The sequence below is a fragment of the Salinibacterium sp. VpJ6 genome, from assembly GCF_059767345.1.
The window spans coordinates 1,360,343-1,383,648 of record NZ_JBSOQL010000001.1 but is presented as its reverse complement, the minus strand read 5'-3'; the positions used below and the strand labels follow the sequence as shown (position 1 = coordinate 1,383,648).

General features: G+C 63.2%; 21 protein-coding genes. 9 read left to right on the top strand and 12 right to left on the bottom strand.

Going from position 1 to position 23,306, the window contains the following annotated elements:
* Nucleotides 1–41: 41 nt before the first annotated feature.
* Nucleotides 42–2,270 carry a beta-glucosidase family protein gene (locus tag ACWTV1_RS06795; protein ID WP_498504633.1) on the top strand — a complete coding sequence of 743 codons (2,229 nt, stop codon included), beginning with the start codon at nt 42–44 and terminating at the stop codon, nt 2,268–2,270.
* Here ACWTV1_RS06795 and ACWTV1_RS06790 read toward each other — a convergent pair.
* Nucleotides 2,257–3,720 (bottom strand): MGDG synthase family glycosyltransferase, encoded by a 1,464-nt coding sequence (locus ACWTV1_RS06790; RefSeq protein ID WP_498504632.1) that lies wholly within the window; start codon nt 3,718–3,720, stop codon nt 2,257–2,259. The two genes, ACWTV1_RS06795 and ACWTV1_RS06790, sit on opposite strands and share 14 nt — an antisense overlap.
* A gap of 70 nt (nt 3,721–3,790) precedes the next feature.
* Nucleotides 3,791–5,173 carry a DUF2254 domain-containing protein gene (locus ACWTV1_RS06785; RefSeq protein WP_498504631.1) on the bottom strand — a complete coding sequence of 461 codons (1,383 nt, stop codon included), beginning with the start codon at nt 5,171–5,173 and terminating at the stop codon, nt 3,791–3,793.
* A 96-nt stretch (nt 5,174–5,269) separates the two neighbouring features.
* Between ACWTV1_RS06785 and ACWTV1_RS06780 the strand changes: the two genes are divergently transcribed.
* Entirely contained in the window at nt 5,270–6,505 is a 1,236-nt protein-coding gene (locus ACWTV1_RS06780) for a mechanosensitive ion channel family protein (RefSeq protein WP_498504630.1), read from the top strand.
* 12 nt (nt 6,506–6,517) lie between these two features.
* Nucleotides 6,518–7,360, top strand: a complete 843-nt coding sequence (locus ACWTV1_RS06775) for a CPBP family glutamic-type intramembrane protease (protein ID WP_498504629.1) — start codon at nt 6,518–6,520, stop codon at nt 7,358–7,360.
* 68 nt (nt 7,361–7,428) lie between these two features.
* Here the strand turns inward: ACWTV1_RS06775 and ACWTV1_RS06770 are convergent, their stop codons facing one another.
* From ACWTV1_RS06770 to purS, 3 genes are read right to left on the bottom strand one after another with little or no spacing between them, the layout of a single operon-like run.
* Nucleotides 7,429–7,893, bottom strand: coding sequence for a DUF3817 domain-containing protein (locus ACWTV1_RS06770; protein ID WP_197130063.1), 465 nt, complete (start codon nt 7,891–7,893; stop codon nt 7,429–7,431).
* Nucleotides 7,894–7,911: 18 nt separating this feature from the next.
* Entirely contained in the window at nt 7,912–8,610 is a 699-nt protein-coding gene (gene purQ, locus ACWTV1_RS06765) for a phosphoribosylformylglycinamidine synthase subunit PurQ (RefSeq protein WP_498504628.1), read from the bottom strand.
* The gene (gene purS, locus ACWTV1_RS06760; protein ID WP_341619016.1) at nt 8,610–8,882 is read right to left on the bottom strand and encodes a phosphoribosylformylglycinamidine synthase subunit PurS; all 273 of its coding nucleotides are present in this window, start codon (nt 8,880–8,882) and stop codon (nt 8,610–8,612) included. The genes purQ and purS overlap by 1 nt, the downstream gene beginning before the upstream one ends.
* A 74-nt stretch (nt 8,883–8,956) precedes the next feature.
* Here purS and ACWTV1_RS06755 point away from each other — a divergent pair, with 74 nt between their 5' ends.
* Both ACWTV1_RS06755 and ACWTV1_RS06750 read left to right on the top strand, forming a co-directional pair.
* Nucleotides 8,957–10,210, top strand: coding sequence for an MFS transporter (locus tag ACWTV1_RS06755; RefSeq protein ID WP_498504627.1), 1,254 nt, complete (start codon nt 8,957–8,959; stop codon nt 10,208–10,210).
* Nucleotides 10,211–10,329: 119 nt separating this feature from the next.
* Nucleotides 10,330–11,340 (top strand): serine hydrolase domain-containing protein, encoded by a 1,011-nt coding sequence (locus ACWTV1_RS06750; RefSeq protein ID WP_498504626.1) that lies wholly within the window; start codon nt 10,330–10,332, stop codon nt 11,338–11,340.
* A 60-nt stretch (nt 11,341–11,400) separates the two neighbouring features.
* On the opposite strand, the gene ACWTV1_RS06745 is transcribed toward ACWTV1_RS06750, so the two are convergent.
* The 5 genes from ACWTV1_RS06745 to ACWTV1_RS06725 all read right to left on the bottom strand — a co-directional run bounded on the left by ACWTV1_RS06745 (nt 11,401) and on the right by ACWTV1_RS06725 (nt 16,717).
* A complete protein-coding gene (locus ACWTV1_RS06745; RefSeq protein ID WP_498504625.1) occupies nt 11,401–12,261 on the bottom strand; it encodes a VOC family protein in 861 nt (286 codons plus the stop codon).
* A gap of 99 nt (nt 12,262–12,360) precedes the next feature.
* A complete protein-coding gene (locus tag ACWTV1_RS06740; protein WP_498504624.1) occupies nt 12,361–13,563 on the bottom strand; it encodes a pyridoxal phosphate-dependent aminotransferase in 1,203 nt (400 codons plus the stop codon).
* Between the two features lie 23 nt (nt 13,564–13,586).
* Entirely contained in the window at nt 13,587–14,126 is a 540-nt protein-coding gene (locus tag ACWTV1_RS06735; RefSeq protein ID WP_498504623.1) for an Lrp/AsnC family transcriptional regulator, read from the bottom strand.
* Entirely contained in the window at nt 14,119–15,468 is a 1,350-nt protein-coding gene (locus ACWTV1_RS06730; protein ID WP_498504622.1) for a M20/M25/M40 family metallo-hydrolase, read from the bottom strand. Before ACWTV1_RS06730 ends, ACWTV1_RS06735 begins: the two co-directional genes overlap by 8 nt.
* A gap of 1 nt (nt 15,469) precedes the next feature.
* The gene (locus ACWTV1_RS06725; RefSeq protein WP_498504621.1) at nt 15,470–16,717 is read right to left on the bottom strand and encodes a M24 family metallopeptidase; all 1,248 of its coding nucleotides are present in this window, start codon (nt 16,715–16,717) and stop codon (nt 15,470–15,472) included.
* Between the two features lie 166 nt (nt 16,718–16,883).
* Here ACWTV1_RS06725 and ACWTV1_RS06720 point away from each other — a divergent pair, with 166 nt between their 5' ends.
* The gene (locus tag ACWTV1_RS06720) at nt 16,884–18,497 is read left to right on the top strand and encodes a peptide ABC transporter substrate-binding protein (RefSeq protein ID WP_498504620.1); all 1,614 of its coding nucleotides are present in this window, start codon (nt 16,884–16,886) and stop codon (nt 18,495–18,497) included.
* Between the two features lie 159 nt (nt 18,498–18,656).
* Here ACWTV1_RS06720 and ACWTV1_RS06715 read toward each other — a convergent pair whose 3' ends face one another.
* Together ACWTV1_RS06715 and ACWTV1_RS06710 are read right to left on the bottom strand one after the other, a co-directional pair.
* The gene (locus ACWTV1_RS06715; RefSeq protein ID WP_498504619.1) at nt 18,657–19,733 is read right to left on the bottom strand and encodes an alkene reductase; all 1,077 of its coding nucleotides are present in this window, start codon (nt 19,731–19,733) and stop codon (nt 18,657–18,659) included.
* Nucleotides 19,734–19,808: 75 nt separating this feature from the next.
* The gene (locus ACWTV1_RS06710) at nt 19,809–20,300 is read right to left on the bottom strand and encodes a GNAT family N-acetyltransferase (protein WP_498504618.1); all 492 of its coding nucleotides are present in this window, start codon (nt 20,298–20,300) and stop codon (nt 19,809–19,811) included.
* A 290-nt stretch (nt 20,301–20,590) separates the two neighbouring features.
* Between ACWTV1_RS06710 and ACWTV1_RS06705 the strand changes: the two genes are divergently transcribed.
* The 3 genes from ACWTV1_RS06705 (at nt 20,591) to ACWTV1_RS06695 (ending at nt 23,292) form a co-directional block, all read left to right on the top strand.
* A complete protein-coding gene (locus ACWTV1_RS06705; RefSeq protein ID WP_498504617.1) occupies nt 20,591–22,243 on the top strand; it encodes a molybdopterin-dependent oxidoreductase in 1,653 nt (550 codons plus the stop codon).
* Nucleotides 22,244–22,284: 41 nt separating this feature from the next.
* Nucleotides 22,285–22,899 carry a DUF4166 domain-containing protein gene (locus tag ACWTV1_RS06700; RefSeq protein ID WP_498504616.1) on the top strand — a complete coding sequence of 205 codons (615 nt, stop codon included), beginning with the start codon at nt 22,285–22,287 and terminating at the stop codon, nt 22,897–22,899.
* A 66-nt stretch (nt 22,900–22,965) separates the two neighbouring features.
* Nucleotides 22,966–23,292, top strand: a complete 327-nt coding sequence (locus ACWTV1_RS06695; RefSeq protein WP_498504615.1) for a hypothetical protein — start codon at nt 22,966–22,968, stop codon at nt 23,290–23,292.
* Nucleotides 23,293–23,306 lie beyond the last annotated feature (14 nt).

The following is a 23,306-nucleotide window of genomic DNA, read 5'->3' as shown; positions in this document are numbered from 1 at the left end:
CTTTGTGGGCCAATACAGCTACAGGGTGCAGAATTCGAATCATGGAAAATGCGACCGGCGGCATACAGAGCGCGGGCAGAGTGTCGATGAGCGATGCAGCCCTGCCAGTCGCATGGGCAGCCTCGGTTCACGCCTTCGATGACGCAGTTCGCGCAGTTCGCGCCGGCACAGTCGATGCCGACACAGCCTCCGCTCAGCTCGTCAACCTGCTGACCGAGAAGGAAGTCTTGGGACTACTTGACGGCGATTCTCCGCGACGGCTCTTGCCGTTCATCCCGGCCCTTCTCGGGCGGCGACCATTCGTGGCGGGTGCGGTAGCGCGGCTCGGTATCCCCGGCATCCGGTTCAGCGACGGAGCTCGCGGTGTCGTTATCGGTGCCGCTACAGCGTTCCCCGTGACGATGGCGCGGGCGGCAGCGTGGGATCCGGAGCTTGAGCAACGCGTCGGTGTGGCAATTGGCGCCGAGACCCGCGCGCGGGGCGCCAACTATTCAGCTTCGGTGTGCGTGAACTTGCTGCGGCATCCGGCGTGGGGTCGTGCGCAGGAATGCTACGGCGAAGACCCGGTTCTCGTCGGCCAGATGGGGGCCGCCCTTACCCGCGGTGTTCGAGTGCACACGATGGCGTGCGTGAAGCATTTCGCGCTCAACTCGATGGAGAACGAACGCTTCGAGGTCGATGTCTCTGTCGACGACCACGCGCTGCACGAAGTGTATTTGCCGCACTTCAAAGCGGTGGTGGATGCCGGAGTCGACTCGGTCATGAGCGCCTACAACCGGGTACGTGGCGAGTACATGGATGTTAATCGCGCCCTTCTTACCGATGTGCTGCGGGATGAGTGGGGCTTTACTGGTTTCGTCACGAGCGATTGGGTATTCGGCACTCACGATGCGGTGGCCAGCCTGCAAGCGGGAATGGATGTCGAGATGCCGTTGCGGATGCTGCGGGCGCGCGCCCTGCCTGCCGCGCTGCGCAGCGGTCAGCTCGATCGCGAGACTGTGCTGCGATCCGCCCACCGCATTTTGCGGACCAGTATTCAGCACGCGGCAACCCGCGAACAGCAGGAGCCAGCGGTGGCCGACATTGCCTCTGCCCCGCACCGCGCTCTTGCGCTCCAAGCCGCTGCCGAGTCGATCGTGCTGCTCAAGAACGATGCTGTCGACGAGGCGCCGCTGCTACCGTTGGCTCCTGACACGCGCCGGCTCGCGGTTATCGGGCGACTCGCTGACGAGGCGAACCTCGGTGATCATGGCTCCTCGCGCGTTCGGCCACCATCCACTGTCTCCCCGCTTCAGGGCTTGCGGGAAGCGTTCCCCGCGGCACTGATCACGACCGCCACAGGCAAGGACGAAGACGCCGCCGCGGCGCTCGCAGCTCAGGCCGAGATCGCCGTCGTCGTTGTCGGGCTCGACCAACATGATGAAGGCGAGTCGGTGGTCACCGGCGGAGTGGATGTCGGAATCCTCGGCCGCGCTTTCAACTCGGGCCTGTCTCGCCGTCTCTTCATCGGGCTCGCGCATCTCGCAGCACGCTTCGTTCGCGGTGGCGATCGCAGCTCGCTCGAACTTCGTCCCTCCGACGCAAGCCTCATCCGCGCCGTCACGGCCGCCAATCCGCGCACCGTCGTGGTGCTGATTGGCGGCAGCGCGATCGTGACCGACGCGTGGCGGGATCGCGTTCCAGCGCTTGTTCTCGCCTGGTACGGCGGCATGGAAGGTGGGCACGCGCTCGCGAGCATGCTCACGGGAGACACCGAGCCCGGAGGCCGGTTGCCGTTCGTCATCCCGCGCGACGCAGCGCAGCTGCCCCCGTTCGATAGCGCCGCAAAGGCCGTTGTGTATGACGATAAGTGGGGTCAGCGTCACCTCGATGGTCAGGGCATTGCTCCCGCATTCCCGTTCGGATTCGGCCTGGGCTACACGACGATGACCCACGAGCTACTCGACCACACCTTCGCCGACACTGGCGGCAGCGCTCGCGTACTCGTGACCAATACGGGCGACCGCGACGGATCGATCGTCGTGCAGCTGTACGCGGCCGATCTGGCAGCCGAGCATCCGGTCGCTCAGCTTCTGGGCTTTCAGAAAGTGACAGTGCAGCGCGGGGCGAGCGCAACCGTGCAGGTCGCGCTGGATGCGGGGCCGACCTTGCAGCGGGATCCGATCACCCGGCAGTGGCACCCGCGATCAGGCGAATGGGCGCTGCTCGCCGCTCAGCACAGCCCGTCGAACTGGACTGACGCGGTGCCGTTGCGTCCTACCTCTGACTAGCGCCGGTAGCCGCGTTCGGAAGCGGGTCGATGCGAACACGCAGGGAGTCGTCGTGGCGCAGAACGGCCCGGATCAAGCGGCGGCCCTCCCAGCGAAGCGACGCGAGTGTTTGATCGGGGCGGAGCACTAACTCGCCCTCGGCCGGGGCGTAGCGCTTCTGCAGGTCTTTCAGCTCGTCTGCTTTCAGGAGTGCCACCGTGCTGTTGTCGGTGGGGTCGGTCAGCCGAACCAGAGCGGAATCTCCGCGCAGATCGCTCGCCACCAGTCGCTTTTCGCTGGCGGCAAGAATGGCTTTCTGAGCGTCGCGGGTCACGACGATCGGGCGGCGCGGGCCGTCGAGCAGGCCGGTGAGAACGTCTGCCGCGGCATCTGGCCGGCCAGTTTTCTTCGCGGCTGCTTGCATCCGTTCGAGGCGGCCGGGCTCGCGCAAGATCTGGTCGATCTTCCAGCCGAGCGTTGTGACGTCGTTGCACCGAACAGCAGCACCCTGTTCCATCAGGTAGTCACCGTTACGCACTTCTTGCCCCGGGATGGGGTTCACCAGCACCATGGGCAAGCCCGCCGCCATGCACTCGGAGGCGGAGAGCCCACCCGGTTTACCCACAAAGAGGTCGGCGCTTCTGAGCAATGTGGGCATCTCTGTCGTAAACCCCAGCACGTTGAAGCGATCGTCAGCCCCGACGAGTTTCTCAATGCTCGTGCGAGTCTCCTCGTTGTGTCCACACACGACGGTGGCGGTGAACGCCGAGCGCATATGCAGTGTCTGCCGCACAGCAGCGACGGCGTAGTCCCCGCCCGCTGCACCAGCAGAGATCAAGATATGGGGGATGTCGTGAGCGACGCGGTCGGGTTCGGCATCCGAATACGAACTGATCGGGATGCCGGTTGCTGCCACACGGTCGGCCGGCAGGCCGAGCGCCATCAGCTCGATTTTGCCTTCCTCGCGCGCCACATTAAACGAGTGGAACGCGCTGGTCAGCCAGAGGCCTTGAGGATCGTAGTCGGTCGTGACAACCGCTGTTTTGGCATCAATGACTCCGCGCATGAGGAGCGTGGCCATGAGTTGGGCGGGGAGAAAGTGTGTGCTGACAATCGCGGTGGGCTGAAAGCGTTTGATCTCCCGGATCACGGGGAGAGAGTTGGCCTGAGTCCACGGATCGATCGGTCCTCGGCGCCAAAAGGGGGCGTCGCTGACGTCGTAGGCCCACTCGAGTAGCCACGGCAGACCCTTGGCGAGCACGAAGTAGCCCTTGCCCAACACGTCGCGGTACAGAGTGCTGCTCACCTGAAGCACGTCGAGCACTTTCACTTCGACAACATCCGTGCGCGCGTCACACGCTTGGCGCACGGCCGCAGCGGCACTGTTGTGACCCGAGCCGACACCAGCAGACAAGATCAGTACCCGCTCTCCTCCAGCAGTGGGGGAATGAGTGGGGAGCGTCTCTGGCATGGGGGAAATGATAGTCCAGCCCCGTGCGGCTGCGCCCTGATTGTGTGCCGTTGCGTTCCCGGCACACTTCTTAGAGCCAGCGGTGCTCTGTGGTCGCCACGCGGGCAGCCTCGGCAAAGCGGGCAAACCGTTCGCGCTCCACAGCGTCATACGTTTCGGCGGCGACGGATGCTTCAAGCCGGTCGATCTGCTCCGCCACCGCTTCGGACTGTTCGGTGCGTTGCGCGCGGTAGCCCACCTCTTGCAGCAGCTGGAACAAACGCTCAACCACTCCGGGGTCGCTCGCGCCATAGCGGCGCGGCTGAGTCAGGGCGATATCGAGCAGGTTGATGAAGTTGTGCGGCTTGATGATCACGCGCACGATGTCGTCGTCATCGGTGAGGCCGCGCGACTGAATCTCCAGGTCGGCGATCGAGCACAGCGTCGCCGAAATGTGCCCGAGCGTGTGCACGGCCGTCGTCGGGTCGTTGACTCCGGGGGAGAGGGCGCGCGCTGTGATGTCGACGAGCTGGCGGATGCCAAAACCAATATCTTGGCTGGCCGTGCGCTCGTAAGCGAGGCTGACGGCGCCGACCAACGCACTGTTGATGGTGGCGCGTTCTTCGTCATCCAGATGGCGCATCGGATCACGCGGCCACCAGCGCAGCACCGGGGTGCCACTGACCACGTGATGACCAACGGTGTGTTCTTCGCGCGCCACGATGTCGTATTTGATCGCGATCGTGAGCAGCCGGGAACGGTCGCTTGACCGAATAAACCCGGAGCGCTTCGCGAGGCTCAACTCAATGCGTTCGGCGGGCGGCCACTCGGGCAGTTCCGTTTCGCCGGTGGCCATGGTGGATGCCACGAGCTCGATGGTCTTGCTGGTTTCGAGGTAGACCTGCCGCATCGTCGTCTCAATGCGCAGCTGCCGCGCGAGGTGCGCCAAGAACAGCGTGAGCATGACAACACTCGCCAAGGTCAGGAGCGACGCCAACGTCACCGCCAGGCGCGGCACGATCGGGTCGATGCTGTCGTCGCCATCCTGAACCGTACGCAACACCGTGAGGGCGTAGGCGAAGGTGCCCACGAACACCGAGAGCGTCCAGTGCACGGTTTGGTCTTTGAGGAAGGTGCGCAGCACGCGAGGCGACGCTTGGCTGCTGGCCAGCTGCAGCGCGACAACAGTGAGGGAGAAGGTGAGGGAAGTGGCGGTGATCAGCGAACCCGAGATGGCAGAGAGAACAGCCCGTGCGCTTTCGGGACCCCCGGCGAACAGGAATCGTTCAACACCGACGGGCAGTGACGAGTCCACGGCGCGGTCGACGAGGGGGATCACGATGCCCAAAATCACGGCAACGATGATCGCGATCGTGGGCAGCGGCCACAGCTCGGCAGCGATGCCCTCGCGCAGAGTGGCGATCCACCGGCGCAGGGAATTACGGCGCGCACTCTGTGTTGCTAGCTCGCTCATCACATCCCTCTCGAATCGCCCTAGTTAATCACGTCAGGCTTTGTTGTGGTGCCTGCCCCTAGGGTGGAACAACGCGAATGAAAGGAAATCACTCGATTGTTTGAATGGGTATCGTGGCTCGGGCTCGCTGTGGCCGTACTGATTGCGCTCGTCGCTGTCGTCATTGGCATCGGAGTGATCTCGCTCATTGTGAGAGGCATCGCACGCCTTCGGCCCGGGGTCTACCAAACTCTTGCCCAAACCCGTCAGCGTTTGCGAGTGCTCATGGCGTTGCTTGCCGTGTGGGTCGCCGTGTCGATCACGCTCCCGCTTGAGGATCTTCGCCCGATCGTCGACCAGGTCTTCCTTATCGCCGTCATCGCGGCGAGCGGGTGGTTGCTCATCGCCATTATCAACCTGCTGCTCAACCGCACTATCGCTCGCTACCCGACCGATGTGCCCGACAATCGTGCTGCGCGTCGCGTGCGCACTCAAGTGCAACTGATTCGTCGCGTTCTTGCCGCCGTGATTGTCATCGTCACGATTGGTGCCATCCTTCTCACCCTGCCTGGTGCCGAAGCCCTCGGCGCGAGTGTTCTCGCCTCCGCCGGCCTCGTCTCCGTTGTCGCCGGTATCGCCGCGCAATCGGCTCTCGCCAACGTGTTCGCCGGAATGCAGCTCGCCTTCAGCGACGCCATCCGAGTGGATGACGTTGTTATTGCCGACGGCGAGTGGGGCCGCATCGAAGAGATCACCCTCACGTACATCGTCGTGAGCATCTGGGATCAGCGCCGCCTCGTGCTGCCCTCCACCTACTTCACGACCACCCCATTCCAGAACTGGACCCGCAACGCCACCGAACTTCTCGGTGAGATCAACTTCGACCTCGACTGGCGCGTCAACATCGATCAGATGCGCGCTCACCTCAAGAAGATCGTCGCCGAATCCGACCTGTGGGACGGCCGCACCGCCAACATCCAAGTCGTGGATGCCACGGGTGGCTTCGTGCGCGTTCGTGTACTGATCAGCGCCGCAGACTCCGGCGCTCAGTGGGACCTCCGCACGCACGTTCGCGAAGAAATGGTCACCTGGCTGCAGGCCAAGAACCCGGCCGCGCTACCCCGCACGCGCGTGCTCATGGTCGAGAATGAGGCGCGTGGCCGCACCAAGGGCTCAGCAGAGCCGCAAGAACGTGGTCTCTTCAGCGGCAGCGCCGAAGCAGATGCTCGCCGCCAAGAGTTCACCGGAGCGATTCCTGTTCAGGAGAATGTTCCCGAAAACCTGGTGGGCCCCGAAGAGACCACTGCGGATGAGGCGCAGACCTCGACCGCCAAGCGCACTTCTATCGATTAGGAGCCATGCACGTTGCCTGCACTCGACAGCGCTGTCAGTTCGCCCCCACTCAGTTCACGCAGTTGGGGGCTTGTTCCCGCAGCGTTGCTGAGTGGCTCGGCGGTGCTGATGTTCTCCCTGCGGTTGCCACTGCTCGGCTATGTGGTCGTGGCCGTGGCGCTCGCCGCAGCGTGGTTCACCGACAGCCGCAAGCTCACCGAGGGGCTCGCGAAAGACCTGCTGCTGATCGCAGTCGGCATGATCATCGTCTCCACGGTGTCGGTCGAAGCCGACATCAGCTGGGGCAACTTCTTCTTGCTGGGGTTCGTGCTGGCAGCGGCCGTTGCCGTGCCCTACTCGCTGTCACGCTTCGTGTTCAAGGATCGCCTCATCCGCTTTCCGTGGCGGGGCGGATGGCCGTGGACCCGCGTTCAGCGGGGCTACCTGTTTCTCGTGCTCTTTCTCGGCTGGCTCATCTTGCCGTTTTACTTCATCACGAGCGGGGTTTACCTCAACTGGCCGATCGTCACGACGCCCGACGAGATCGGTCGTCTCTTCGTTGGCGTGAACGCTGTCGGAACGTGGGATGAGCTGTTCTTCATCCTCACCGTCTTCGTGCTCTTCCGTCGGCACTTCCCGGTGTGGCAGGCAAACCTGCTGCAGATGGTGATCTTCGTGGCGTTCCTGTGGGAACTTGGCTACCAGTCGTGGGGCCCGCTGCTGACGATCCCGTTCGCGCTGCTGCAGGGCTGGATCTACTCGACCACCAAGTCGCTCGTCTACGTGCTGAGCGTGCACCTACTGTTCGACGCGGTCGTGTTCCTCGTCATCGTGCACGCCAGAAACCCGGGAGTGATCCCGTTCTTCTTGCTGTAGCGAGCGGTGCTGCGAGGCCGTCGATCCGGCGAGGCAGTCGAACCGGCTAGGCCGCCGATCCGGCGAGGTTACTCTTTGCCGCCGGGAGGGCCCGCAATGAGAAGCACGACGTAGAGCAGAATGACCGCGCCCGCGATGAGGGCCACCAAAATGTACGGGTGGTTCAAGAACCAGCGCATCGTGCGGTCGATCCAACCAGCATCCCGCGGATGATCGGAAGCTTCCTTGCGCCAGTCACCCTTGAGGCGTCCCGAGCGTGCCAGCCACAGTTCCACCGGAATCGTGGCGTACGGGATGACCGCGCTGCCAATGGTGAGAACGGCGGTGCCGACGCTCCAACGCTGGTTCACCGTCAACAACACGGCAGTGGCACCGTAGGCCAGGAAGACGAAACCGTGGATGGCCCCACCGATCGACACCGCGACATCCAGCCCCGCCGTAGCGCGAAGGATGAGGCCGGTGATGAGCAGAGTCCACGTGACCGCCTCAGCGAACGCAAGGACGCGGAACAGTGACTTGGGGGTCGCAAACATGAGGCTGAACTTTCAGTATTAGGCGTTGGCCATCAACGAGCTGATCGCGCTCGTGAAGAACGTGAGGCCGTCGGTGCCCGAACGCATTGCCGCGCGAGTGTCTGGGCCAAAGCCAGGCTCGGTCGCGTGCTCGGGATGCGGCATCAGACCAACAACGTTGCCACGGGCATTCGAGATGCCGGCAATGTCATTCGCCGACCCGTTGGGGTTGACCTCGAGGTAGCGGAACACAACCTGGCCTTCACCCTCAAGGCGGTCAAGAGTGGTCTGGTCGGCAATGTAGCCGCCCTCACCGTTCTTGAGCGGGATGATGATCTCTTCGTCTTCTTTGAAGCCGTTGCTCCACGCGGTGTCGACATTCTCGACGCGCAGTTTCTGGTCGCGGCAGACAAAGTCACCGTGATCGTTGCGCACGAGACCGCCGGGAAGAAGGTGCGATTCCACCAAGATCTGGAACCCGTTGCAGATACCCAGAACGGGCATTCCGCCGCTGGCAGCCGCAATGACCTCGCTCATGATGGGCGAGTGGGCTGCGATAGCGCCCGCACGGAGGTAGTCGCCGTAGCTGAAACCACCGGGCAGAACAATGGCATCCACGTTCTTGAGGTCGTGGTCGCCGTGCCACAGGGCTACCGGCTCACCGCCACCCAGCTTGACCGCACGCTGAGCGTCGCGGTCGTCGAGCGAACCCGGGAAGGTGATGACTCCGACGCGCACTATGCGCCCTGAGCGTCATCGGCGGGGCGAGCCTCGCCGACATAGATCACATCTTCGATCACCGTGTTAGCGAGAAGATCGTTAGCGATCTCGCGGGCCTCAGCCAGCAGCTCCTCGGTGATCGGGCCGTCAACGGTGAGCTCAAAACGCTTACCGATGCGCACCGAAGTGAACTCGCTCTTGTCGAGGCGGACGAGGGCGCCGGCTACGGCCTTGCCCTGAGGATCGAGGATTTCAGCCTTGGGCATTACCTCGACGACGATTGTTGGCACCGAATCACTCCATGATTTCGCGCGGTTGGATGCCCACAGTCTAGCGGAGCCGAGCGGTGCGCCAGACTGTACTCATGGACATCGACCGCGCAGTGCAATCCCGCATCGTCCGCACTCTCGTTGCGGGCCAAGTGCTCGCCGGGTTGGGCCTTGGTGCGACCGTTGCGGTCGGTGCGATCTTGGCTGCTGATCTCGGCGGCGAAGAGCTCTCGGGAGCTGCTGCGACATCCAGCACCCTGGGTGCAGCTCTTGTGTCGATTCCGCTTGCTCGACTTGCCGCTCGCTGGGGCCGTCGACCCGCGCTGGCGCTGGGAGCTGGCGTTGCCGCAGGAGGCTCGCTCATCACCGTGGTCGCGGTGGGCGTCGCATTCTTCCCGCTGCTCATTCTTGGATTCGCGATGCTCGGAGTCGGCACCGCCGTGGGCTTGCAGGCGCGCTTTGCAGCGACGGATGTAGCCGCTCCCCAGCACCGCGGTCGTGACCTCTCTCTCGTGGTCTGGTCGACCACGATCGGCGCTGTGGCAGGCCCGAACCTTGTCGGCCCGGGTGAGGCCATCGCTCAGTGGCTGTCACTGCCCACCAACACGGGTTCCTTCGTGTTCGCGATCGTTGCCCAACTCGCCGCGATGATGCTGTACCTCGTGGCGTTGCGCCCCGATCCGCTCACTCTCGCTCGCAACCGCCCTGCCGACGAAGCAGTGGCAGCGGATGCCGGAATCGTGCGCGGCAAGGGCCCGTTGGTCTTCGCCGTTGCTGCTATCGCGATTAGCCACGCGGTGATGGTCTCGATCATGGCAATGACGCCCGTGCACTTGAGTCACCACGGAGCGAGTCTCACGATCATCGGCTTCACGATCAGCCTGCACATCGCCGGCATGTACGCACTCTCGCCGGTGTTCGGCTGGGCGAGTGACCGGTTCGGTCGCATCCCGACGATTCTGATTGGGCAGGGATTCTTTGCGGCATCCGTGGTTGTCGTTGCTCTGGGCGAGCTCAGCAATACGGCCGTCACCGTGGGGCTCGTTTTGCTCGGGCTCGGTTGGAGCGCATCGACCGTTGCAGGGTCGGCGCTCGTTGCTGACCTGGCTACTGGTAAAACGAAGTTGCGCATTCAGGGTCGAAGCGACACCATCATGAGCCTCGCGGGTGCTCTGGGTGGCGGTTTTGCCGGGCCGATTTTGGCGATGGTCGGGTACGCCGGGCTCGCGTGGGGCGCCGGGGTTCTCGTGCTCATCATCGTCGTGGCCGCGCTCGTCGTGTGGCGAAGCGCCTCTGTGGCCGCCGCCGAAGAGCTGCTGCTGGCGGAGAGTGCCGACGCGGCGTCGTAACCGGATGACTGGAGCTCGCTACCGCACGGTGTGAGCGTCGGGAGCGCACTCAGCAATCGTCAAGGTCACCCACAGCATCCGGCGAACAATTGGCGAGTCAGACTGGGTAGGCTCGCACTATGGACACCACGGGACTCGACGAATTTCTTGAGCAGAACGACTTCTCTGGCACGGTCCTGATTAAGCGGGGCAACGCCACTATTTACGAGGCTGTCGCCGGCAAGGCCAGCCAGCGTTGGGGTGTGCCGAACACGGCAGACACCCGCTTCGATTCCAGCTCCATCACTAAGCTCTTCACGAGTGTGGCGGCACTGCAGCAAGTGTCGAAGAATGATCTCGATCTTGAGACATCCATTCATCACTATGTCGACCTCGCCGATACCGAGATCGACCCCGCCGTCACGCTGCTGCACGTTCTCACGCACACGAGCGGCATTGCGGATGACGTGGATGAAGAAGAGGGCGAAAGCTACGCCGACCTGTGGGCAGAGTTCCCCACCTACACGATTCTTGAGCCCGCCGACCAGCTCCCCACCTTTGTGAACAAGGAGCCACTGGCCGAGCCCGGCGTCGAGTGCGTTTACACAAACGCGGGCTATGTGCTCGCCGGTTTGGCGCTTGAGAAGGTCACCAAGACCGATTACCGCCAGTACATTTTCGACGAGGTCTTCACGCCAGCAGGCATGATCGATTCGGGATTCTACGACCGTCGGGATGCCGCACCGCGCGTTGCCGAAGGCTGGGACTACATCGACGGCCGTTGGGTTTCCAACATCTACAGCGCCCCGCCTATTGGCCTGCCCGACGGCGGAGCGCACGTTACTGCTGCCGACCTCGTGCGTTTCATCCAGGCCGTGCGCAACGGTGAGCTTCTCGACACCGAGTTCACGGAAGAGTTTCTCACCCCGCAAGTTCAGTACGACGAAGAGACCTGGTACGGCTTCGGTCTTGAGTTCGACATGAACGAAGACGGCAGCGTGCGCAGCTACTTTGCCGACGGCGTGAGCCCCGGCGCCTCCGGAATCGTTCGCCACTACCTCGAGAACGGTCTCGACGTTGTGGTGCTCTCGAACTCCGAAGAGGGCGCCTGGCCGGTCATCCGCGAGATCGACGAACGCCTCGGCGGGTAGCGTGGCGGTTCGCTCGCTCGCTCGCTAGTTTTCTCGGCGGCTAGCGCCCGCTAGTGCTCGCTACGGCGCGGTGCTCACGCGAATCTGGTTGGCCCACGGGTCATCGAAGCTGAGGGTCTGGCCATCGTGACGCAGCGGGATGCCGTGGTGCGTCATCCGTTCACCGAGCGCTCCGAGGTCGTCGGCGCTCGGCACCGCAATGTCGATTTGGGCGAGCCCGAGGGCTGGCAGGCGCGGACCGGCACCACTGGAGTTCCACGTGTTCATGGCCATGTGATGGTGGTAGCCGCCGGCGCTCACGAACACGGCGCTGCCGGGAATCTCGGTGGTCGCTTCGAAGCCGAGCTGGTTCACATAGAACTCGCGCGCGGTGGCGACGTCTCCAACTTGCAAGTGCACATGGCCGACGCGGGCGCCACCGATCACGGGCTGCTCCACAGCGGCCTCGGTGAGGTTCTCCTGCAAGAAGCCATTGGGGTCGAGAAACAGGGTGGCCATCTCGATCGCCCCGTGGGTCCAGCTCCACTGGGTGCGATCCCGATCCCAGTACAGTTCGACGCCATTGCCCTCGGGGTCGGTGAAGTAGAACGCTTTGCTCACGAGGTGGTCGGCGCTGCCGGTGAAGGTCTTCGGGTAGCGAGTGGCGACCGAATAGACGGATGCGGCCAGCGCTTCTTCCGTGTCGAACAGGATGGCCGTGTGGAACAGCCCGGCATCGCGCGGGCTCGCGTGCTTGAGCGCGGGTGAATGCTTCAGGATCACAACGGGCGTGGTGCCGCGACCGAGAACGACCGTGTCAGAAGACTCGCTGAGAACCGTGAGTGCCACGGCATCCCGGTAGTACGCGGTGAGCGCGTCGAGGTTTGCAACGCTGAGGGTGACAGCGCCCATGGCGGTGTCGGCGGCAAGGAAATCGGTCATGATGCCTACAACCTTGCCGCCACCAGCGGTATTCCGAAAGCCCCTTCGAGCTGAACAGTCGCACGGAACTGCCGAGCGGGGTGCGGAGAGCGCGCGAATCTAAGCGGCGGCGATGACGCCTTTGAGCTCCGCGAATTCGCGCAGGCCAGCGGCCAAGCGCGAGACGCCTTCTTGGAAGACTTCGTCGCGGCCGTTCGAGCCGTACATCACACGGATGTAGCCTTCGCCGGCCGATCCGAACCAGTTGCCGGGCGAGACGCCGAGCTGCTGGGTTTCGACGAGGTGCTTGACCACTTCGAGCGAGGTGCCGAGCTCGGAGATGTTCACCCAGTGGTAGAAACCACCGGCCGGCATGGACGCGCCAACACCGGGGATGCCCTGGAGTGCATCGTGGATGTCATGGCGACGCTTGTTGTAGATCGTGAACCACTCGTCGGTGTAGGCGGGGTTCTCGTAGGCCGCAGCAACACCGTACTGAGCGAAGGTGTTGGTAGGGCCCACGTAGTTGAAGGTCGCAATCTTGAGCATCGGCATGATCTCGGCCGGAGCAACGAGGTAGCCCACACGGAAGCCGGTGAGGCCGAGGTCTTTCGAGGTTCCGAAAACGGTGAGGGTGCGCTCACGCATGCCCGGCAGAGTGGCGAAGTTCACGTACTCTGCGCCGTCGTAAATCTGGCGCTCGAAATCTTGGTCGACGATTACGCCGAGGTCGAACTCTTCAGCAAGAGCGGCTAGCTCCAACAGGTTTTCGCGCGTGTAGACGGTGCCGGTGGGGTTGTTCGGGTTGGTGATCACGATGGCGCGGGTGCGCTCCGTGATGCGCGAGCGGAATTCGTCCATCCGCAGAGCGAAGCCGTCTTCTTCGTAGGTCGGAACCTCAACACAGACGGCGCCCATCTGGTGGACATCGTTAATGTTCTCGGCGAACCCAGGGTTCGTGACGAGAACTTCATCACCCTGACCCGGGCGGATGCAGATGCGAATCGAGAGAAAGAGGGTGAAGGCCGAGCTGGGGCCCACCATCAGTTCGGTTTCGGGGTCGATCTCCATGCCGTTGAAGTCGCGCAGCTTGTTCACGAGCGCGGTCTTGAGGCGAGGTTCGGCGTAGCCGTTGTCGAGCGAGTAGTGAGTCTTGCCCTCGTCGAGCGCCTGCTTGGTGGCGTCGATGACGTGGTCGGGGAGGCACTTGTCTGGCGCGAACGGGTCGGCGCCCATCATCATGATCCAACGCTCAGGATCGAGCCCTGCGTAGAGGGAAAAGTCGGGGGCGGCGAGGTCTCGCCACGAATCATCGATGCGCAAGGGGCTACTTTCTGTTGGGGTGGTTAGGCGTCTAAGTCGAGGATGTGGGTGAGCGGTGACGTGTCGTCGACGCGGCCCAGACTGATCATGGCTTCCACGCGCTGAAGACCGGCGACGGCTCCGAGTTTCTCCAGCAGGAGCGTCTGCAGCTCGGCGTGATCCTTCAACCGGAAGCGCGCCATCATGTCGTAGGTGCCGCTCAGAATCAGAATCTCGGTGAGCGAGGGAATCGCCTGCAGAGCCTCGATGACGGTCAACATTTTGGCATCCGAAGTGATCTTGATGGGGATCACAACGAGCATGGGGCGACCCATGGCCGACCAGTCCATCTCGATGCTGCGGCGGCGAATGACACCCGTGCGTTCGAGGCGCGCAACGCGCTCGCCCACGCTGGGCGCCGACATCCCGACGAGTGCGCCGAGGCTGCGCAGCGAGACGCTGGCATCTTCGTGCAAGTGGCGAATCAGTTGAAGGTCGACCGGGTCGAGCTCCACCTTGGGGGTACTCGGCTCGAGCAGATCAATGATCTTGGACGCTTCGGTGGCCGCTACCGGATCAGTCATTGTTCGCGAACCCGTTGGCCTCAAGGTTGTTGAGCAGGTCGAGAGTGAACTGGATGTGGGTGAGGTAGTCCTCGAGGTAGCCGTGTTCGTTGTAGCCGTGCATGTTTCCCTCCGGGCGCAATGTTCCGGTGGGCGAAATCAGGGGAGCCCCAAGATGCTCAAGGAAGAATGCCCCGGGACCGGAACCAGTCATCACATCGTAGATGACGGGTTCTGCCTCGAAAGCTTTCGTTGCAGCTTCGAGAACGGAGACCGCGAACGGAGTGTCTACCGGTGAGAATGCTGGCTGCATGGTGCGGATGAGGTCGACCTGAATGTCGGGAGCGGTATCAGCGAGGAACGTCTTCACGGTCTCGAAGCAGGCGTGCGGGTCCATGCCGGGAACGAGCCCGAAGCGAACCTTCGCGGTGCCCTTCGCCGGAACGCTGTGGCTGACGCTGGGGTCGATGTCGAAGCCCGAGAGGCTCATCGACGGGGTGAAGATGAAGCGTTCCTTCAGCTCCGCCTCGGGTAGATGCTTGAGGGGGCTGATGCCGGGCACGCTGATGGCGTCGCCGGGAAGCGAAAGCTCTTGCGTGCGAGCCTTCGCCGCGGCATCCGGGCGCAATGCAGAATACGTGAAACCGGGAACGGCGATGAGGCCGTCCTCGGTGACGAGAGACGTGATTGCCCGCATCAACTCGAGCGGTGCGGAACGCAGAATCTGCGAGTACGAGGGGTGCTGGTTGGAAGCCAAAATGTTCAGGCTCAGGCCGATCTCCATGCCGCCACGGCATCCGAAGCCGACTGCGGGGCGACCATCGTCTTCACGAAGGTAGCTTTCCCACAGCACGGCGTCGGAGCTGAGGCGTTCGGCATTCTCGGCCAACACTGTTTCGAGGCCGGGGCTACCGATCTCTTCACACGGGTCGGCAAGGTAGATCATGCTGTATGGCAAGCCGTTCGGGTGATCCTCGATGAACAGTTCGAGCGCGCGTAGGCGGCTCGTGACATCGGCCTTGTCGTCACAGGCACCGCGGGCCCACATGGCGCCGTCTCGGATTTCTGAGTCGAAGGGGCCCGAGACCCACTGGTCGAGGTCGCCAACAGGCTGCACGTCGTAGTGGTTGTAGAGCATGAGCGTTTTGTCGCTTGCTCCGGGGAAGTAGGCGACGACGACCGGCCCGTATTCGGGAATCTCGATGCGCTCGACGCGCTCGCTGAGTCGGCGAAGCTTCTGCTCCAGCCAGTCAGCGGCAGCTTCGATGGCAACACGATCGCTCGCCACGGAGGGGAAGCGACAGAATTCCTGCCATTCGCGGATGCTCTGCTCGCGAGCGGCATCAATACGGGGGTCGCGCACTTTAGACTCCTCGGGAAATCGCGACGGGGGTGAGCTCGTACGGGTAGTCCGTGATGAGCTCTGCACCGTCTTCGGTGACGAGAACGATGTCTTCGAGGCGTACACCGCCGAAGCCCTGGCGGTAGCAGCCGGGCTCGATGGCGATCACGTCACCGGCAACCAGCACGGCGTCGTTCTGGCCGAGACCGGGAGCTTCGTGAACTTCGAGGCCGATTCCGTGGCCGAGGCTGTGGAAGTAGCCCTCGTTGAGAACCTCGCCCGGCTTCTTGGTGAGCTGCGTGGGGTACCCAGCGTTGCTGATCGGCTCGCACGAGATGCGGTGCAGTTCGGCAACGGGAAGACCGGGGCGGATGGCCGCGAGCGTGTTGTCGAATGCTTCCTTCACGATGCGCCAGTACGTCTCGAGCTCTTCGTTGATCTCGCCCTTCACGAAGGTGCGCGTCATGTCTGAGTTTCCACCGGACTCGGTGTCGCGGGGGCAGATGTCGACCGTGACGGGCTCGCCCTCGAAGATCTGGCCCGAGCCAGCGTGGTGGCCGATGCAGGTCTGCTCGCCGTGGGCCACGATGAGGCCGGCGTCTTCGCAGCCGTTGCGCAAGAAGGCGGCGCGGATGCCCGTCTTCAGGTCTTCACACGTGAGGGGCTTGCCGTCGATGAGCAGGCCGCCATCGGCGCCGACCGTTGCGGCTTCCATCTGGGTAGCGACGTGGGCGACGCCTGCTTCGGCAGCGATCTGAGCGCGGCGCATGCCAGCGAGTTCGGCGGGCGACTTTACGCGGCGACGCATCTCGAAGAGGTCGTTGTCGACGTTGAGCTCGATCCCGGCTTCGCGAAGGTGGTCGGCAACGCCGAGCGGGAAGGTGGAGGGAACGCTCGCGCTCTTTACTCCGGTACGGACGCATGCCTCAACCAAGCAGTTGAGTTCGGCGAGGTCGGGGCCCTGTCCGGAGGCGCGGAAGTCATCGAAGCCGAGCTCTTCAAGAGGGAAGACGGTCATGTTGTCGACATCGCGCATCCGGGCTGCTTCAAGCGACTTGATCGCGGTGTACCGCTTTCCGTCTACCTCGATGTAGAGGAACGGGTCGTGCACCTCGTGGGTGATTACGTGCCGCATATCTGCGGACATCGTGCTCGAAAACATGAGGATTGGCGCGCTCGTCATCGTCTCTACTTCTTTCTCTGCTCGGTGCGGCTCGATGCCGTCATGGCGAAACCTTACGGCATCCGCATTTTCATAATTATAGGTCATGTGTCAGTTTTGTAAACTTTTGTAAGGCTGTTGGTCGATTGAACCTAACGACGGGGTAACATTGTAGCGTTTTACTTGGGGTTGCAGAATTTGGGCTCTAATATAAATCCAACGCCCGGGGCAGCTCACCGCTTGCACCGTAGGCGCTCATTGCACAGGAGGAAGCATGAAGGCATCACGTATCGGGCTGGGCGCAGTCGCGCTCGCCTCGGCTGTCTCGCTCACTCTCGCTGGCTGCGCAAGCAGTGACAACGGCGGAGAATCGGGCGACGGCAACAAGGTCATCACGACCAACGGAAGCGAGCCGCTTGGCCCGCTCATCACCACCGGAACCACCGAAGTGGGTGGCGGCAAGATTCTGACCTCCATCTACGCCGGGTTGGTCTCCTACGCAGCTGACGGCAGCATCCAGAACGACGTTGCTGACTCGATCGAGTCAGAAGACGGCCAGAACTGGACTGTCACGCTCAAGGATGGTTGGACCTTCACGAACGGTGAAGCTGTCACGTCGCAGTCGTTCATCGACGCGTGGACCTACGGCGCCACGTTCAGCAACGCCCAGGCATCCTCTTACTTCTTCGACAACATCGAAGGATTCAACTACGAAGAAGACGCAGAGCTCACCGGCCTCACCGCTGTTGACGACCTAACGTTCGAAGTAGCTCTCACCTCGCCCGAAGCTGACTGGCCCCTGCGCCTCGGCTACACGGCGTTCATGCCGCTGCCGACTGTTGCTTTCGAGGACATGGAAGCCTACGGCGAGAACCCCATCGGTAACGGTCCGTACATGATGGACGGCGAAGACGCGTGGCAGCACGACGTTCAGATCGACCTCGTGACGAACCCTGATTATGACGGTGTTCGCACCCCCGCCAACGGTGGAGTGACCTTCAAGTTCTACACATCGCAGGATGCTGCTTACGCAGACGTTCTGGGTGGAAACCTTGACATCCTCGACGCTGTTCCCGACAGTGCGTTCAGCATCTTCGAGGACGAGTTCGGCGACCGCGCCATCAACCAGCCTGCAGCCATCTTCCAGGGCTTCAACATCCCCTTCTACCTCGAGCACTTCAGTGGGGAAGAAGGAGAGCTGCGTCGCGCCGCCATCTCGATGTCGATCGACCGTGACGAGATCACCGACGTGATCTTCCAGGGAACTCGCACGCCGGCCACCGACTTCACGTCGCCCGTCGTCGACGGCTACTCGAGCTCGCTCGAGGGTGCCGAAGTCCTCGCCTACAACCCCGAAGAAGCTCAGAAGCTGTGGGCCGAAGCTGACGCCATCGCACCATACGGTGACACCGTGTTCGACATCGCGTACAACGCTGATGGTGGACACCAGGCGTGGGCCGAAGCTGTAGCTAACAGCATCAAGAACACGCTCGGCATCGAAGCAGTCGGCAAGTCGTACCCTGACTTCAAGTCGTCGCTCGAAGACCGTGTTGCTGGCACGCTGACCGGTGGAACGCGCGCCGGATGGCAAGCCGACTACCCGTCGCTCTACAACTTCCTTGCGCCGCTGTACCAGACCGGTGCTGGCTCGAACTACGAGGGCTACACCAGCGCTGAGTTCGACTCGATCCTGAAGGAGGGTGCAGCCGCTGAGTCCGTCGACGAGGCAACCGCGCTCTACCAGCAGGCTCAGGAAGTTCTGCTCAAGGACCTGCCCAGCATCCCGCTGTGGTACTCGAACGCCACCGGCGTCTCGGCTGACACTGTCGAGAACGTTGAGTTCGGTTGGGATTCAGTTCCGCTGTACTACGAGGTCACCAAGGGCTAATAGCTCTCCCGTGAACTAAACCAGGGATCAGCCCGGGTCGACTTCGGTCGGCTCGGGCTTTCTTGTGTGCGGAAGCGGAAGCGGCTGCGACGAAGGCAGCCCGCACGGAGCCATCCACGCTCTGAGCTAGCGGCGTAAGCCGGCCGCCGCCGCGACGCGCTAGCTTGGCTCGAAGGTCGGATAGTCCGTGTAGCCCTCGGGGCCGGCGCCGTAGAAGGTGGCGGCGTCGGGGGTGTTCAGCGGCAGGTTTTCTTGCCAGCGGTAAACCAGGTCAGGATTGGCGAGGGCTGGGCGGCCCACGACAACTCCCTCGGCGTGACCGTCGCGCACGAGCTCGAGTGCTTCGTCGCGAGTCGTCATCTGTTGGAAGCCGCTGTTGAGCAGCACCGGTCCGCCAAAGCGGGTGCGCAGCTCTTGCACGAAGGTGCCGGTGGGGTCAGCGTTCAGCACGCTCAGGTACGCAAGCCCGAGAGGCGCGAGGCCGTCGACCAGCGCGCCGTAGGTCGCGAGGGCATCCGCATCGTCCGTTTCTAAGGCGTCTTGGATGTTGTGTTGTGGTGAAATGCGCAGGCCAACGCGACCAGCACCGATCGCCTCGGCGACCGCGGTAGCGACTTCGATCACGAAGCGAGCGCGGTTTTCGGGAGACCCGCCGTACTGGCCCTCGCGCTGGTTGGAGACGGGGGAGAGAAACTCGTGCAGCAGGTAGCCGTTGGCGGAATGAAGCTCGACGCCGTCAAAGCCCGCCTCGACGGCCTTGCGCGAGGCCGTCACGAACTCGTCAATCACGCCGGTGAGCTCGTCGTCGGTGAGGGCATGCGGAACCGGGTACGGCTGCTTGCCGTCGTAGGTGTGGGTCTGCCCGTTGATCGCGATCGCGCTCGGGCCGACCACGGGGTATCCGCCGTTGGTGGCTTCGTGGGTTACTCGCCCCGCGTGCATTACTTGCGCCACGATCTGACCGCCCGCCGCGTGCACAGCGTCGGTAACGTGCTGCCAGCCCTCGAGCTGCTCGGGCTCGACGAGACCGGGTTGGCCAGGGAAGCCCTGCCCGGCATGGCTCGGATAGGTGCCTTCGGACACGATCAGACCGAGCGAAGCGCGCTGCGCGTAGTGTTCGACGACCATAGGGCCGGGAACGCCGGCTTGTCCCGATCGGGTGCGAGTGAGCGGTGCCATCACCAAGCGGTTGGTGAGGTTCAGCTCGCCGAGGGTCGTGGGGGAAAACAAGTTCACAGCGGTTCTCTTTCTGTCGGTCGTATCAACGTCAACACCGACCGGCACCCACTATTCCCCCCTGTGAAGATGCTCCTATTTGCGGCTCGGACTGAGCGTCTTACGCATTTGCTGAGTGGTGACGGAGTAGCCCGAAGAGCCGTACAGCGAGACTGCCGGCGTGTTGTGCCCGAACACGTTCAGCTCGAGTGCTGGCACACCAGCATCGACGACAGCGGCTTCGACCGCAGCTAGAAGAGCACGCCCCAAGCCCGCTCCCCGGCGCTCTTCTGCCACTTGGATGTCGAACAGAAACGCCAAGTCGGGTGACCCTTGCGGGTGGTCGAGACTGACCCACGCGTGCCCGACCGTTGCGCCGGCGGCATCCGTTCCCTGCAGGAACAGCATGCGCGGAGTGTTGATGCCCTGCGGCAGGCGTGAGGCGTTGTCGGCGATAGCCCGCTCGACCGATCCTTCGAGTGGCCAGCGCCCGATCGCGACTTGCTCTGCAGCGAACTCTGCCGTCGTTGCGTGCTGCCACGCGGCAAACTCGCTCGCGGTCATGGGGCGGACGTTCACTGTGCTCATGGAGAAATGATTGCAGGATTCTCGGTGTGTGTCGGGTGCGCCACTCATCGACCACTCCCTAGAGGGGCACGGCTAAGGATTCGCCAGATTCGCTGATCCCCTGACGTCACGCCGAATTGGCAAATCTTACGGGTTTGACTCATTTGCGGCCCCGCCGCCGTGCACACAGGAGCCGCGTCTACTCTTGATTGCACCTCCCGTTTCGGCGGTTCTGGAAGAGGATGTTTAAAGTCCAGCCCGGCGTCTAGACCCACGGTCTCTCGTCTTACTTAGGAAGAAGCGATTCGCCTGTGACCTCCGCGACGAAGACTGCCCCGCTCGCCGAACTGAGCGTGAAGCGCATCCGCACTTGGTCGGCACTTCTGGGTGCACTTAGTGCCGCCGTGGTGCTCGCCGTCGCCGAATTCTTCGCCGTCTTCATCTCGCCCGCCAGCAGCCCCGTGCTCGCTGTCGGCTCCCTCGTTATCGACCTCGCACCGTCATGGTTGAAAGACCTCACGATCGCGCTGTTCGGCACCAACGACAAGATCGTGCTGCTGCTCTGCGTCGGGCTCCTCGTGCTTGTTCTCGCTGTCGCCATCGGTCTCGTCGAGTACGCGCGGCCCAGTTGGGGCGTCATCCTGCTCGTCTTCGTCGGCGTGATCGCGACGATCGCCGTGACAACCCGCGCCCAAGCGACCGCAAGCTGGCCGATGCCCACCGTTCTCGGCGTTGTCGCCGGGGTGCTGGTCTTGCGCCTCACGATGATTCGGTTGCGCCGCTGGGTGAGCTCTGCCCCGGTCGCTCCCGCCACGACGCCCGCCGGAACGGCAGCGGCCGCGCGTGCCGCCAGCGCTCAACGGTCATCCGCTGCTCCCACTCGTGTGCCGGCCGCATCGCGTCGCGACTTTCTGCGCATCGTGGGTGTGGCATCCGTCGGTGCAGTTCTCGTGGGAGTCGGCGCTCGCGTCGTCAATGCCAGCGCCACGGTTGTGGATGCGGTGCGTACCGCGCTCAAGCTGCCGGCGCCGGCCATTGCCGCCCCGGCCATCCCGGCCAGCGCGAGTCTCGATGTGCCCGGTATCTCGTCGCTCATCACCCCCAACTCCAACTTCTATCGCATCGATACTGCCCTCGGCGTCCCCAACGTCGACGCGGATGAGTGGCGACTGCGCATCACGGGAATGGTCGAGAACGAGATCGAAATTTCGTTCGCCGAACTTCTCGAGCTACCCCTAGTCGAGACCGCTGCGACGCTTTCGTGCGTATCGAACGTGGTGGGCGGAGATCTCGTAGGCAACGCGATGTGGCTGGGGTACCCCATCCGGGATCTGCTCGCGAAGGCAAAGCCGCTGGCTGGCGCCGACATGGTGCTCTCGCGCAGCATCGACGGCTTTACGGCAAGCACGCCGCTCGAGGCGCTGCAAGACGAAAACCGCGAAAGCATTCTTGCGGTTGGCATGAACGGCGAACCCTTGCCCCAACAGCACGGTTTTCCGGTGCGGATGGTCGTGCCCGGGCTGTACGGCTATGTCTCGGCCACCAAGTGGGTTGTCGAAATGCAGGTGACTCGTTTCGCTGACGCCACCGCGTATTGGACGGAGCGCGGCTGGTCGGCGATCGGGCCCGTCAAGACTCAGTCCCGCATTGATGTGCCGTCACCATCCTCCTCGGTGCAAGCCGGAACCGTCGCCGTCGCGGGCGTCGCCTGGGCTCCGAACACAGGGATCACCGGCGTCGAAGTACGAATCGATGGCGGCTCCTGGGCCGCCGCCGAGCTGGCCACCGCGATCTCGGCCGACACGTGGGTGCAGTGGGTTTACCCGTGGGAAGCTACGAGCGGCGAGCACTCCATCGAAGTTCGGGCAACGGATGCCGGCGGCACCACTCAGTCGGGCGTACCGATTCCGGTCGTCCCCGATGGCGCCGAGGGCTGGCACGGCATCACCGTGCAGGTCTCCTAGCGGCTACCGCTGAATCCGATCTCCCGTGTAATGATGAGCGGGTGGTCGAACCCCAGCCGTCAGGCGGCGCAGAAGTGAGCGAGTCGGTCTACCGCCGTGTGCTCGGTGCCGAGCTCGACACGCTCGCTCCCGAGCTTCGCCCCTACTTCGATGGCGGTCAGCACGTTGGCGTCGGCAGCGGAGTCTTCGACGTAGCGGGGTCGCCGCTGCGCATCCTGAAACCGGTGCTGGCTTTTATGGCGTGGCAGCGCATCCTCTTCCCGGAGTACGCGCGCAACGTGCCCTTCGATGTCATCAATACCCCCACCACGGATGGTGCCCTCGGTGCCGTGCGCACCTTCCACTTCGTCGGCCGCGACCGCGTCTTGCAGGATGAGATGCGCGTCGTTGACGGTCAGCTGCACGACTTTTTGGGGCGCCGCGGTGGCTTCGAGGTGCGCATGGCGCTCACCGTTATTGATGGTCGCATGCAGCTGCGGTCCGATCTCCAGTGGCTACATCTGGGGGGCCTGCGGGTCCGCATCCCCGCTTTCGCCACTGTCACGGTCGACGAATCGTGGGCTGACGGACGCCAGCAGGTGGATGTTCGGCTCCACACTCCGCTGCTGGGCGACTGGTTCCGCTACGCCGGGCACTTCACCTACGACTACAACTAGCTCTGCCGCGCGGTTCCCTCGCCAGGCCCGTTTACAACGGCGCACTTCAGGCGCGCTATGGGACGCATGAACGCACAACGCGAGTTGCTCCGCATCGAAGTCGAAGACGTCGAAATCTCAAAACTGGCGAGATTGCTTACCTCGTACACAACAGGAGTGTTCAATCAAACGTTGCGTTTTGTCGGCAAGGTAGGCGGTGACACTCGCTATGAAAGCGGAACCTTCTCGTCGAATCACATGTTCGATCCGATGAATCCGGATGAAGCGTACGCGCCGCGCATGGCCGAGAATCTCGCAAAGCTCCGCGAAGAGATCGAAGCGGATGGCTGGGTCGTGACCGAACAGGGAGCCCAGTCGTGGGCGCTCACTTTCGCTCGGCCCGAAAGCACTTAGCTGAAGCCGCGTTG

Excerpts from the sequence above, each read along its gene's own strand:
- ACWTV1_RS06755 (WP_498504627.1), top strand. The coding sequence starts at position 8,957 with ATGGACATCGACCGCGCAGTGCAATCCCGCATCGTCCGCACTCTCGTT.
- ACWTV1_RS06735 (WP_498504623.1), bottom strand. The coding sequence starts at position 14,126 with ATGACTGATCCGGTAGCGGCCACCGAAGCGTCCAAGATCATTGATCTG.
- ACWTV1_RS06795 (WP_498504633.1), top strand. The coding sequence starts at position 42 with ATGGAAAATGCGACCGGCGGCATACAGAGCGCGGGCAGAGTGTCGATG.
- ACWTV1_RS06720 (WP_498504620.1), top strand. The coding sequence starts at position 16,884 with ATGAAGGCATCACGTATCGGGCTGGGCGCAGTCGCGCTCGCCTCGGCT.
- ACWTV1_RS06785 (WP_498504631.1), bottom strand. The coding sequence starts at position 5,173 with ATGAGCGAGCTAGCAACACAGAGTGCGCGCCGTAATTCCCTGCGCCGG.
- ACWTV1_RS06745 (WP_498504625.1), bottom strand. The coding sequence starts at position 12,261 with ATGACCGATTTCCTTGCCGCCGACACCGCCATGGGCGCTGTCACCCTC.
- ACWTV1_RS06790 (WP_498504632.1), bottom strand. The coding sequence starts at position 3,720 with ATGCCAGAGACGCTCCCCACTCATTCCCCCACTGCTGGAGGAGAGCGG.
- ACWTV1_RS06750 (WP_498504626.1), top strand. The coding sequence starts at position 10,330 with ATGGACACCACGGGACTCGACGAATTTCTTGAGCAGAACGACTTCTCT.
- ACWTV1_RS06770 (WP_197130063.1), bottom strand. The coding sequence starts at position 7,893 with ATGTTTGCGACCCCCAAGTCACTGTTCCGCGTCCTTGCGTTCGCTGAG.
- ACWTV1_RS06710 (WP_498504618.1), bottom strand. The coding sequence starts at position 20,300 with ATGAGCACAGTGAACGTCCGCCCCATGACCGCGAGCGAGTTTGCCGCG.
- ACWTV1_RS06695 (WP_498504615.1), top strand. The coding sequence starts at position 22,966 with ATGAACGCACAACGCGAGTTGCTCCGCATCGAAGTCGAAGACGTCGAA.
- ACWTV1_RS06725 (WP_498504621.1), bottom strand. The coding sequence starts at position 16,717 with ATGACCTATAATTATGAAAATGCGGATGCCGTAAGGTTTCGCCATGAC.